The sequence below is a fragment of the Acinetobacter gyllenbergii CIP 110306 = MTCC 11365 genome, assembly GCF_000413855.1.
Classification (GTDB): Bacteria; Pseudomonadota; Gammaproteobacteria; order Pseudomonadales; family Moraxellaceae; genus Acinetobacter; species Acinetobacter gyllenbergii.
In genome coordinates, this window is record NZ_ATGG01000020.1 from 21476 (window position 1) to 33941 (window position 12466).

Consider the following 12466-nt stretch of genomic DNA (forward strand, 5'->3'; position numbering starts at 1 on the left):
ATGGCAAATCCTTATTTGACCCGTTGACCTGTAATTTCATTAAAAAAGGCTTTGTTATCTGGCTCTCTGCCTAAGAAGTCTTTGACCAGTTGTGCCGCATTCTTTTGACTGCCTTGTGACAAAATCGCCTGACGGTAGCGCTGTCCTACTTCTGGATTATTTAAGTTATCGCCAAAAGCCGACAACATATCCAAGGCCAATACTTCAGACCACATATAGCCATAATAGCCCGCTTGATAACCCATCAAATGGCCAAACTGACCAGGGAACTCAGTGTTCGGTACATAGCCCAATGCGGTTGCCGATTCCATTTTTTTCCAGACATCCATCGGCTGTACTTTGAGTGCATCTGCGCCATGCAAAGCCATGTCATATTGTGCATATAGGGTTTGACGCGCATAACGTAGACCACGTCCATAGTTATGTACTGATTTAAGACGCTCAATTAATGCATCATCAACACGTGGACAAGCGGGGTCACAATAATCGGCTACTTTAGATAAGGTTTCTTTACGACGTGCCCACTCTTCATACATTTGTGATGGTGCTTCGACAAAGTCGCGCTCTACCGAGGTGCCTGACTGAGCTGAATAGCGGGTTTTCGATAAAATGCCATGCAGGGCATGACCAAACTCATGCACAAAGGTTTCTAGTTCGTCACTATTTAAACCTTTGCGGTTAAAGTTGGTGACCAACACTGAAATGGGTTTACGTTTGCTCAGCGTACTGCCGCCATATACACCCCAGACCGCAGCATGCCCGTACTTGCCTTCACGTGGGAATTTATCCATGTATAGGCCACCAAGGACTTCACCTGTTTTTTTGTCAGTGACGTCGTAATATTCCACTTCATTTTGCCATGCATCGACTTTGGCTGGCTTAAATTCAATGCCATAAAGATCAGAAGAAATCGAAAATAGCCACTTTTGTGCGGCTAAGGTTGGGAAATAATCACGCAGTTTTTCTTGGTCAATTTGGTATTTTTCTTTACGGAGTTTTTCACTCCAATAATTGACATTCCAACGGTTAATTTCAGCTTTTTCTACAGTTGTGTTCAAGGTCTTGGCTTTGAATGCACGTAACTCCTCCACTTCTTTTTGCTCAAGTGGTGCAACCACTTTGTGTACATCGGCCAAGAAGGTGTTAACCGTTTTTGGGGTTTTCGCCATACGTTTCTTCAAAGCCCAATCGGCATAGCTTGGCTGGCCAAACAGCTGTGCCAGTTCATAACGTAAGTCGATAATCTGTTTAAGCAAGACTAAGTTCTTTTCTGTACCGCGACGTGTAAATGCAGTTTGATAACGTTTGCGTGCATCATCACTGTCGGCCAACTCCATAAAAGGTTGGTATTCTGGATATTCAAAGCCTAATAAATAATTGCCTTTATCATTTTTCTTTAGGCCTGAAATATAACTGTCTGGTAAGCCTTTCAGCTCGGCAGGCGTAAATTCTAATTTTTCTGGGTTATCCCGAATATTGCGGGAGAATTCTTGTGAAAGTTTGGTCAACTCATCAAAAATCGTTTTGACCCGTGCTCTTTTTGCGGGAGGAAGTTGTACCCCTGTATCTTCAAAGGCATCCAGAATATCTTGGCGGTACTTAGTATCGATTGCATCGTTGGCTTTGGTGTTTTTAAAACGTTGATACAGTTTTGGATTCTGATAAATTTCAGTTTGTAATTGATTCAGCTTAACTTCACAATCTTCAGCAGCTTGACGTAATTTGGCATCGGGATCAACATTGCTATATAAACTAATCGGCCCTGCAAAATCTTCAAAACTTGCCATCAACTGATCCCACTCTGCCAATACAGGTGCAACATCAGATTGGGGTTTTACTGTTTGTTTTTCCAGTTGAGCAATCCGCTGTTTAAATGTCTGCAAGTTGGCATCACACCATTGTGCGCTTTCACTGGTTTTTAAAATCGGTAATGTGGTTCTTGTATTTTCAGCCCAAATGCCTTGACTCATCCCCGTGACCGCCATCGCTAACAGTCCCAGTGTCGATAACTTTAATATTCTTTTCGCCATGCGCTTTCTCCAATTTAATTTGTTGGTTATTTCTTGTCTTGAATATCGATATACATCCATTCTGCTGGTAGAACAGGGTGTTTTTTATAACCCATCACACGCGGCTGCGCGACCACGGTCCGGTAACGCGTCGACATAAATTGTACGGGTGAATAAAACTCTAATAACCGTGACATTTTGCGGTACAGCATATCGCGCTCAGGGCCATCCTCAAGTCTCAATGATTGCTCATAGAGACGGTCATATTCGGGTAATTTGAAGCAGGTATGATTGGTTGCATGAATATTTTTGCCATAGAACAACTGCACAAAATTATCTGCGTCAGGATAATCTGCAATCCAAGCCGAAGCCTTAAACATGGTTTTACATTGTTTCTCCGCTTTTAAACCTTCTGCGAAAGGAACTGGCTTCGATACCATATTAATTTTAATATTGGTTAAATCTTTCTTGAGTAACTCGGCCATTTGCATACTTCGTGCACTGCTGGTCGATGGCATAAATTCAATCACTAAAGGCTTTCCGTCAGGTAAAGTTCGCCAACCATCTTTACCTACTTTGTAGTTGTAGCGATCCAATAGCAAATTGGCTGCCTTTACAGAATAAGGAATACTGCTTTTATAATTTGGATCATGCCCTGCGACACCATATGGAATCGGTGATTCTAATTTTTGGGCATTGCCTTTGGCCAAGACCGTGATAAATTTTTCTTTAGAAACTGCCATGGACATCGCGCGACGCAAGGCAATCTTATCTTTACTAAAACCACCGACCACAGGGTTTTGGATATTCCAATACAAATAATCAATCGAAGGATCTGAAATACGAGACAGTTGGATGCCCTTCTTAGCAAGTTCAGGTTTTAGTGAACCATCGGATTGCAAAGCCTGTGCAGGTAATTCACCATCAAGTGTAAATAAATCCAAACCATCTTTTTGGAATGACAGCCAACCCGATTGTGATTCTTCAATGACTTGAATATCGACCACACCGATTTGTGGCATTTTTTTGCCTTGCATCTGTTGTACGATTTTTTGATCTTCAGGAGTGCTGGCCTTAAAGTCCCATGTAAAACCACGATAATCTGGATTTGCCTTCAATATAATCCGTGAACCTGGTGTCCAATGTGACAGCATATAAGGACCTGTTCCCACAGGACGTCCCATCACATAGCCAGCCTTATCACGATATTTTTCAATCACTTCACGTGCCACTGCACCCGTGGGTTGATGCGCCAACAGCATCGGAAAATTATGATTCGCTTCTTTTAAACGAATCACCAAAGTATAACGATCAGGCGTTTGTAGTCCCGCGATTGGCTGATCATAATTAAACTTTCCTGTTTTACTGGCTTGTTGAATAAGTGGTTCAATACCCACAATTTTATCTTCAAATAACCAACTGTTTGGAGAATGCAGATTTGGATCAAGTAAGCGTTTGAATGAATACGCATAATCCGCAGCGGTGAGTTCACGTGGCTTGCCTTTAAATGCAGGATCAGGTGTGAAATAAATCCCTTTCTGAATCCGAATGGTATAGGTCAACCCATCTGCACTCACTACAGGTAGTGCGACTGCCGTTTTCGGTACCAACTTGGCAGGCGAAGCTAAATAATCATAGGTATAGAGCGTTTCAAAGATCGAATATAGGACATGGGCCGAATACAAGTCTTGTGTCGCTACGGGATCAAATCCTGTTTCTGCCACAGGAAAGGCATAACGTAAAACTTTTTTTGGATCGGCAGGGCTTTTCGCTTCTGTAATCGTTACCCCTAGACTTAATGTTGTCCCCAATAACAGCGCCAGACTAGTCCGTTGCATCGAAAGTTTAAAATTTTGCTTCATCATAAACACATCACTTATTTTTGATTTGGTGAAACAATATCTAAGTATTGCCAGTTGGTATTCATAATTGGATGAGCTTTAAAGCCCTGCACCTCAGGTTGAATCAACCAGTTCCGAATCCGTGTATCTTGTAAAATCCACGTTCCATCTGCTTCAATTTGGCGACTCATTTTTTCATAGAATGGCATACGTTTTTCAGGGGCTTGCTGCATCGCCTGTTTATATAAATTGTCATAAGCAGCTGACTGATAACAGGATTGATTACCACGTCCAACGTTCGGGCCATAAAGCAATTGGGTAAAGTTTTCACCCTCTGGGTAATCCGCATGCCACGCTCCACTCCACATCATGTATTGGCACTGAGTCGCGGCTTTCAAGTTATCGGCAAAATTACTCACTTTGAAGTCTGCCCGAATCCCGATTGCATCTAAATTTTTCTTCCACAGTTCAGAATACATTACGGAAGCTGTACCGCTCTCGGTATTTATTTTGAGTGTCAAAGGCTTACCGTTTGGCAGGTTACGGTAACCATCTGGACCTTTTTTATAGCCAAAATGATCCAATAGTTTATTGGCTAACAAAGGGTTATAACCAACACTACTGCGATAGTTCGGATTATGACCATTAATGCCAGCAGGTACTAACATTTCAGCCTTAACTGCCTGACCTTTTCTTAAGATGCGGATATATTCATTGACATTAAAAGACATGGCGATGGCACGTCTTAATGCAATTTTATCTAAACTATTTCCACCGACCACAGGATCACGCATATTCAGCATGGAATAGGTAATTTCCGCCTCTTTATTTGCATACAGGCGTATCCCCTGTTTTTGCATTTCAGCTTTTAACTGGTTGTTTTGATCGAGCACTTTGGGAATTGCACTTGAAGTCACCTTATCAAAATCAAGCTGTTTTGATTGAAAAGCCAACCAACGTGATTGTTCTTCTTCGATGATGCTGATATTGACCTTACCAATTTGTGGCATTTGCTTACCACTCATGTCTTTAACCAGTTGGTTATCCCACGCCGTGCCTGTCGATTTAAAATTCCAGACAAAACCACGATAATCTGGATTGGCAACCAATTCAATCTTGCTGCGGGGGACATATTTACTCAGCATATAAGGCCCTGTTCCCACAGGATGCATAGCCAAACGATCTTTATAGTAATCAACGACTTCACGTGCAGTCGCACCAAAGGTGCTATAGGCCAAAATATAAGGAAAATTATAATCAGGTTGCGTCAAGGTAAATTGAATCGTATATTTATCCAATGCTTTGACGCCTTCAATCTTGGCATCATAGTTAAATGTGCCGGTTTTTTTGGCTTGATCAACCAAAGCATTGGCGCCCACAATTTTATTATCAATAAAAGAAAATGATGAAGCGTGATTTTTAGGATCTAATATCCGTTTAATGGAGTAGACATAATCCTCTGCAACTAGCTCTCTGCGCTTGCCTTTAAATGCAGGATCATCGGTAAAATAAATCCCTGGTTTTATTTTAAATATATACACCTGACCATTTTTTTGAATCACAGGTAGGCTTTCTGCTGTCGACGGAACCAATTTTACAGGGTTAGCCAGATAATCGTATTGAAGCAATCTTTCAAAAATCACATCGGCTACATTCCCGCTGTAAAAATTAAAAGTTTTAACCATATCAAAACCATCATCTGGCGCTTCAAATGCAACACGGAGTACTTTATCTGCTTGAGCAGGTGTTTTTGCATACCCCATCGGCATAAATGCAATAACGGTTGATAATACAGTGACCGTAAAAAAAGTTGACTTCAAATCAGTGCTCACATTATCGTTTTTTAATAAATACTAGACTTTTGCATAGCATTCAACACTACAACCGTTTCCCTTTCAGCATGTCTGATTCCAACTTTTTATTAAAAAATCATTTATTTAACGATTTTTTATCAGATGGAAAAATTAAGTCAAAAGAAAAACCCCTTAAAGATCGAAAATTACCTAGCTAATTTCATGCCACTTTTCAAATAAAAAAATTAAGCCTATTTTTTAATCAAAAAACTTTCCAAGCAGACTTATTTTTCACGCATCTTAAATAAAAGTAACTTTATGCCAAATCATATTTTTATATATTATTTTCTATTTCAATGAAATAAAAATAATAAACCATATGTTTTATAACAATAAAACATGATTTGCACCACAAAAAAGCAAAAATAAAACTTTATGATTCATTTTAATGCATTACAAAACCATACCTTATTTGGAACTTTATGTTAACCAATCCACATTTAAAATTATTTCAATATTTTTAATATTTAGTAAAAATATGAAAAGCTTATATATAAAAACTAAAACACTTTTACACATTTTATTCTACATTAAGCGAAATCTAAAAATAGGGTTTGGCACAGCTCTTGCTAAAACGGATTTATTGAATTTTTAGAGTGGCAATCCATTAGGGGTTAAATAATCAATGAAAAAAGCCAACTTCGCTCAACCAAGTGCTCTGCCAAAAGCGAGCAAAACGATGCTTAAACTCAGTACGCTCAGTTTAAGTATGTTGTGTTTAACCATGGCTCACGCTGCTGAGGCAGAATCACCATCCGAGGAAAAAGCAGCCAAAGTCGTAAAAGTTGCAGTTACAGGTTCTTCCATTAAAGGCGTTGCAGCACAGAGTGCTTCACCGATCACGGTCGTTAAGGTTGATGAGATTCTAAAACAAGGGGTAACCACAACTGAAGAAGCGCTTTCAAAAATTACAGCAAACCAGTCTGGCTTTGTTACCGCCCTCAATGTTGGGGCAAGCAATACTTCTGGTTCAACTGCTGATCTACGAGGTATCGGTGATAATAAAACCCTAATTTTACTCAATGGACGCCGTTTGGCCGCCAATGCGTTCGATAGTGGGGTAACCAACCTGAATATCATTCCACTCGCCATGTTAGAACGTATTGAGATTGTCCGCGATGGTGCATCAGCAATTTACGGTACTGATGCCATCGGTGGTGTTATCAATTTTATTACTAAAAAACAATTCACAGGACTCAATATTAGTGGTGGCTTAGTTCAGCCGGAACATCAAGGTGGCGATAAGCAAGACATTTCTATTTTTGGCGGTTATGGTGATCTTGATGAACAGGGCTTCAATGTCTTCGGTGTTGTCGATTTTCGACATGCCAACGATATCATGGCAAAAGATCGTAAAACCAGCAAAAGAGGTGCTTACCTTCCTGAGTTAGGGGTGGATGGGCGTAGCTCAGCAACTTTCCCTGCAAATTTTAACGGTAAAAACCCATACGCTTCAAATAACTGTAACAACATGCCATATACCGAAGCTGTAGATGACTTGTGTTTAATGAATACACAAGCATTAATTGGTGTGGTTCCACAGACAGAAGATCTTTCTGTGTTAGGTCGGGCAACGTTTAAGCTCAATGACCACTTCAATGCAATTGGTGAATATGTCTATGCCAATAGTAAGGTCAAGGTTTCAATTGCTCCGGATGTTTATAACGGCAATAACAAGGTACAGATCGGAAAAAATAGTAAATACTATCCAGGCAACGGCATCGTTCCCGCTGTTGATGGCGTAACGGGAGATCCCTTATCACTTTCTTTACGCTCACAAGCAGGTAACCGTGTGAATCAATCTGAAAATGAATCTCATCGTGTATTTGCTGGTCTTGAGGGTGATGCCTATGGCTGGGATATCAATACAGGTCTAACCTATGCGCGTAGTACCTCAAAAGATGAAGTATTAAGCGGCTATCTCAATAAAGGTGCCGTTCAAGATGCACTCGATGCCGGAGTACTCAATCCATTTGGCCCCCAAGCTGCTGGTGATAATCCAAATATCTGGAATACATTTGCACTTTCTGGTGAAACAAATAAGGCAAAAATCGAATCGACGACTGTTGATTTTACCGCAAGCCGTCCGATTTATACCCTTCCTGCAGGCGATGTCGGTTTTGCTGTAGGTGCCAGCTTCCGTCATGATGACTGGACTTCAGATGTGAATGCCAGTCTAGCTGCCCTGTTGCCAAGTATTGGAACAGACCCGACGAATCCGCATCAGGAAGGTAAACGCGATATTACCTCTGCGTTTACTGAACTACAGATTCCGCTACACAAAACATTAGAAGCCCAGATCGCAGCTCGCTACGACAATTACAGTGATTTTGGCGACACCTTCAATCCTAAAGTTGCTTTCCGTTGGGAACCAATTAAACAGTTAATGTTCCGTACTTCTTATAGTACAGGTTTCCGGGCGCCGAACCTCTATGAAATTAACAAGAACAATAGCCGAACACTGACAGGCGGAAAATATGATGACCCGCTCTTATGTCCAGGTGGCCAGGTTGCTCCTGGTGGTACAGCAACGGAAGACTGTGGACAGCAGTTTGATCGTATGCAAGGCGGTAATAAAAATCTAGAACCGGAAAAGTCGACATCGATCACGGCAGGTTTTGTGTTAGAGCCAGTTAAGAATCTGGTCTTCTCGCTTGATTATTACAATATTGAAGTCAAGAACCAGATTTCGGCATTAGATGCAAATACCATCTTTAATTCCCCAGAAAAATATAAAGATAAGTTTGTCCGTAAAGCAAACGGTTCAATTGATTACATTATTACCACCATGCAAAACATGGGCGATTTAAAAACCCAAGGTTTTGATGTCAGCTTGAACTACTTGTCGCCAATGACTTCTACCGGGCGTTTTGGTTTTGGAATTGACGGAACCTATGTCACCAAATATGACTACCAGAACGAGAAAGACGGTGAATGGTTCAGTAGCTTAGGACAATATCGTGATGCGGGTCCGACCATCCGCTGGAAACATGTTGCCAACCTGAACTGGAGCTATGAAAACTGGGCAATGAATTTCCAACAGCAGTTTACTCGTGGCTATAAAGATCAAAATACTACAGGTGATGATCAATATGATCACCATCGTGTCAGCGACTATATCCTCTACAACATTTCAGGTACCTATAAAGGATTTAAGAATCTGGATTTAACAGCCGGGATTAAGAATATTTTTGATGCAGAGCCTGCAGCTTCAAATGTGGGCGATAACTTTCAATATGGTTACGATCCTCGTTTCACAGATATTACTGGTCGTACCTATTTTGTTCGCGGTACTTATAAATTTTAAGGCGTTTCGCCACTACGACATGATGTTTATTGTGTCGTAGTGGTTCACCGTAATCCTCTGATTCATCAAAAATTAAAGCGGTCAGTATCAATTTTTAAATTGATCACCCCCTCCAAACGACGATGAATCCATGATTACAATTTCAGGAGTAATTATGGGCATCCCCTTTTCTGAGAATGAAAATCAACCTGCCAAACGCCTTGTTGGTATTGGTCTGGTGTTATTTCTACATCTCATTATCGCCTATATTCTGATGACAAGTTTAGCGACCGACTTTAGCAAGCCTGTCGATAAGCCTGTAGAACTACAGATTATTCAGGACATCAAGCCACCACCGCCTCCAAAGCCAGAGGAACCAAAACCTAAAGAAAAGCCACCCGAGCCACCAAAAATGGTCGAAAAAGTGGCCAAGATGCCTGACCCACCTAAACAGGTGGAGAAAGTCACACCTGTACAAAAACCAGCACCTGCTCAACCTACCAAAACGGCTGTTGCAACACCAACACCTACGTCTGCTGCAGCAAGTCCGAGCCCTGTTGCTGCTCCAACAGCGCCTGCCGCACCTGCGGTTCCAGCAAAACCCGCAGGAATTTCGCGCGGTGTTTCTGAAGGCGAAGCGGGATGTCAAAAACCTGAATACCCTCGTGAAGCCTTGATGAATGAAGAAGAAGGAACAGTGCGTATTCGTGTGTTGGTTGATGGTTCAGGCAAAGTGATTGATTCGAAAGTCAAAAAATCGAGTGGTAGTAAAAGCTTAGATAAAGCAGCTGTCAAAGCCTATAGCCTGTGTACGTTTAAACCAGCAATGAAAGACGGTGTACCACAACAAGAATGGTACGAAATCGAATATCCATTCACGATTTCCTAATTAAATGCATTGAACAAACAAATTTTTTGGAGAATTTAAAGATGACAAACACAGCAAAACGTATTTCTCGAATTGCAGCAATTGGCCTCATCGCAGGCAGTACATTGCTGCCTGTTGCAACCGTATGGGCTGATGAAACCACGCAAACCACAGCAGCAACCACTGTAGCAACTGATGCCGTAGCGCAAGCAGCACCAACTCCACCACCCTTACCTGCAACTGTTGAAAAAGTACATAACCCTTATGGTTTAGAAGCCCTCTGGCGCGAAGGTGACTTAGTCGCAAAATCGACGTTATTTATTTTGGTACTGATGTCGATTGGAACGTGGTACATCATTCTGTCTAAAGTTTTTCAACAAAGTAAAATCAAACGCCATGGCACAGAAGCTGAACGTCATTTCTGGGAAGCAGAATCTTTAAATAGTGCTGCAGAAAGTTTAAATAGCAATAGTAGCTACCGTTATATTGCTGAAAAAGGCATTCGTTCCACCAAACATCATGACGGCACATTATTAGAGCGTATTGATTTCAACACATGGGTGACGATTTCAATCCAACGTGCAATCGAAAAAGTGCAAAGTCATCTCAGTAATGGCCTAGCCTTCCTTGCCACTGTGGGTTCAACTGCGCCATTTGTCGGCTTATTTGGAACAGTTTGGGGGATTTATCACGCGCTTACTGCGATCGGTATTTCAGGCCAAGCATCGATTGATAAAGTGGCTGGACCTGTCGGTGAAGCACTGATTATGACCGCAATTGGTCTTGCAGTCGCGGTTCCTGCTGTACTGGGTTATAACTGGTTAACCCGTCGTAATAAAGCGGTTATGGACAATGTTCGCTCATTTGGTTCAGACCTACATGCCGTACTCCTCAGCGGTGACTTAAACAGTAATCACCCAAACCGTGATTCTAAATAAGGAACACCATTATGGGCATGATGATTAATTCAGATCAAAGTGACGATGATGTCATCGGGACGATTAACACGACCCCGTTAGTCGACATCATGCTGGTGCTGCTGATTATCTTTTTAATTACAGTGCCAGTGGTCACACACACTGTTCCGGTAAAACTACCCGAAGAAAAAAATACACCTTATGCCACCACCCCACAAAATATCCAGCTTTCAGTGAATAAAACCGGGGATATTTTCTGGAATGAACAATACGTTGCAAATAAAGAAACTTTACTTGCCCGTTTACAAGCTGAAGCGCAAAAACATCCACAGCCTGAGGTTCATATTCGTGGCGATCAACAGACTCATTATGAAGCGATAGATCAGGTGATCAGCACAACACAGCAAGCAGGGATTGGCAAAATCGCTTTTGTTACCACTCCCCCTGCTTCTACACCATAATAGGAGAATCACACATGGGTATGAATGTGGGTTCAAAAAATGATGAAGAAGATGTGATGCTCGACGTCAACATGACACCGCTAATTGATGTCATGTTGGTGCTGCTGATTATGTTCATTATCACCATTCCAATTCCAAACAACGCCATTAACATTAATTTGCCAAATGGCACACCACCACCGCCAACAGATCAGAAGCCACCAGAAACCATTAATTTACGGGTTGATGCACAAGGGCATATTTTCTGGAATGATCAAGCAGTTGCTGATCGTTCAGCCTTAAAAGCCTTGTTTGATTCGGTTGCTCAAAAAGCGGATCAGGATCAGATTAAATTTAAGCCTGATGCACAGGCCGAATATAAGAATATCGCGATGGTGATGGCGCTCGCTCAACAAAGCAATATCACCAAAATCGGTATCGTCAGTAATAACTAAACAATAAAAACAAGAAATTAATCAGATAACTATAATTTTACTCCTGTGCTAACAAGTTCGCTTGTTAGCTTTTTTTATTTCATTTCATTGATGACAACTGGAATAAGCTTACTGCTCACTTTATAGCCTTGTGGTTTATTATTACAGGCATCCCCTGTCACTGTGGTTCGAATGATATAAGGTGAATAAGGCATCACATTTAAATAGCCTGAATTTTCCCGTCCTGTACGGCAATCTTCTGCACCCAGTTTTTCATCATAGCGACCGTCATAAGAAGACTCCTCTACCTCTGCAATCAACTTACTTGTCCATTGAGTGAAATAAACCAGACTTTTACTCGATTCGATTGTGCCCTGTCCTGAACCTGCACTTTCAATTTCGATCAGTTGAATCGGTTTGCCTTTATAAACGGTTGAATGCACTTTAAAGCTATTCGATTGGCCACCAAACTCTTTTAAGATTCGAGCCTGTTTTAATTTTGGACGGGTTAATACATAGCCAGCCCAAAAATTGCGTCCTGCATTTTCAAAACTCACACCAGATAAATAGGCTTCTTCACCCGAGATCAGTTTTACGGCTTCGGTTGAATCAATCTGAATGGCTTGAGGTGGACTGGCATTTGAATCTTGTAAATTAGTAATCCAACTGATGATGGTTTTATCTGTTGGCACGGCAGCATGAGTTGCCGAGATTAGACTTGATAGACAGAGTGTTATAAAAATAAATTTCTTTTTATTCATTATGATTTTCCTTTAGAGATTAAACCTGAAAGTAATCTTAGCGGAGTCTTCTCGATC

Annotated in this window: 9 protein-coding genes; 5 read left to right on the forward strand and 4 right to left on the reverse strand. The window is 41.3% G+C overall.

Annotation, left to right across the window (positions count from 1 at the left end):
* Nucleotides 1–11: 11 nt before the first annotated feature.
* From F957_RS07810 to F957_RS07800, 3 genes are read right to left on the reverse strand one after another with little or no spacing between them, the layout of a single operon-like run.
* On the reverse strand, nucleotides 12–2030 hold the full coding sequence (locus tag F957_RS07810) for a M3 family metallopeptidase (RefSeq protein WP_016541719.1): 2019 nt from the start codon (nucleotides 2028–2030) through the stop codon (nucleotides 12–14).
* A gap of 26 nt (nucleotides 2031–2056) precedes the next feature.
* Nucleotides 2057–3874 (reverse strand): ABC transporter substrate-binding protein, encoded by a 1818-nt coding sequence (locus F957_RS07805; RefSeq protein ID WP_016660425.1) that lies wholly within the window; start codon nucleotides 3872–3874, stop codon nucleotides 2057–2059.
* An 11-nt stretch (nucleotides 3875–3885) separates the two neighbouring features.
* Nucleotides 3886–5670, reverse strand: a complete 1785-nt coding sequence (locus tag F957_RS07800) for an ABC transporter substrate-binding protein (protein ID WP_016541717.1) — start codon at nucleotides 5668–5670, stop codon at nucleotides 3886–3888.
* A gap of 658 nt (nucleotides 5671–6328) precedes the next feature.
* Between F957_RS07800 and F957_RS07795 the strand changes: the two genes are divergently transcribed.
* From F957_RS07795 to F957_RS07775, 5 genes are all read left to right on the forward strand, one after another.
* Nucleotides 6329–9010 carry a TonB-dependent receptor gene (locus F957_RS07795; protein ID WP_016541716.1) on the forward strand — a complete coding sequence of 894 codons (2682 nt, stop codon included), beginning with the start codon at nucleotides 6329–6331 and terminating at the stop codon, nucleotides 9008–9010.
* 154 nt (nucleotides 9011–9164) lie between these two features.
* Complete coding sequence (locus F957_RS07790; protein ID WP_004655299.1) at nucleotides 9165–9878, forward strand: TonB family protein; 714 nt, start codon at nucleotides 9165–9167, stop codon at nucleotides 9876–9878.
* 41 nt (nucleotides 9879–9919) lie between these two features.
* A complete protein-coding gene (locus F957_RS07785) occupies nucleotides 9920–10795 on the forward strand; it encodes a MotA/TolQ/ExbB proton channel family protein (RefSeq protein WP_004655301.1) in 876 nt (291 codons plus the stop codon).
* Between the two features lie 11 nt (nucleotides 10796–10806).
* Nucleotides 10807–11235, forward strand: a complete 429-nt coding sequence (locus F957_RS07780) for an ExbD/TolR family protein (RefSeq protein ID WP_016541715.1) — start codon at nucleotides 10807–10809, stop codon at nucleotides 11233–11235.
* 14 nt (nucleotides 11236–11249) lie between these two features.
* Nucleotides 11250–11669 (forward strand): ExbD/TolR family protein, encoded by a 420-nt coding sequence (locus tag F957_RS07775; RefSeq protein WP_004655303.1) that lies wholly within the window; start codon nucleotides 11250–11252, stop codon nucleotides 11667–11669.
* Nucleotides 11670–11743: 74 nt separating this feature from the next.
* On the opposite strand, the gene F957_RS07770 is transcribed toward F957_RS07775, so the two are convergent.
* A complete protein-coding gene (locus F957_RS07770) occupies nucleotides 11744–12409 on the reverse strand; it encodes a hypothetical protein (protein ID WP_016541714.1) in 666 nt (221 codons plus the stop codon).
* Nucleotides 12410–12466 lie beyond the last annotated feature (57 nt).

Excerpts from the sequence above, each read along its gene's own strand:
- F957_RS07810 (WP_016541719.1), bottom strand. The coding sequence starts at position 2,030 with ATGGCGAAAAGAATATTAAAGTTATCGACACTGGGACTGTTAGCGATG.
- F957_RS07805 (WP_016660425.1), bottom strand. The coding sequence starts at position 3,874 with ATGATGAAGCAAAATTTTAAACTTTCGATGCAACGGACTAGTCTGGCG.
- F957_RS07795 (WP_016541716.1), top strand. The coding sequence starts at position 6,329 with ATGAAAAAAGCCAACTTCGCTCAACCAAGTGCTCTGCCAAAAGCGAGC.
- F957_RS07790 (WP_004655299.1), top strand. The coding sequence starts at position 9,165 with ATGGGCATCCCCTTTTCTGAGAATGAAAATCAACCTGCCAAACGCCTT.
- F957_RS07785 (WP_004655301.1), top strand. The coding sequence starts at position 9,920 with ATGACAAACACAGCAAAACGTATTTCTCGAATTGCAGCAATTGGCCTC.
- F957_RS07780 (WP_016541715.1), top strand. The coding sequence starts at position 10,807 with ATGGGCATGATGATTAATTCAGATCAAAGTGACGATGATGTCATCGGG.
- F957_RS07775 (WP_004655303.1), top strand. The coding sequence starts at position 11,250 with ATGGGTATGAATGTGGGTTCAAAAAATGATGAAGAAGATGTGATGCTC.
- F957_RS07770 (WP_016541714.1), bottom strand. The coding sequence starts at position 12,409 with ATGAATAAAAAGAAATTTATTTTTATAACACTCTGTCTATCAAGTCTA.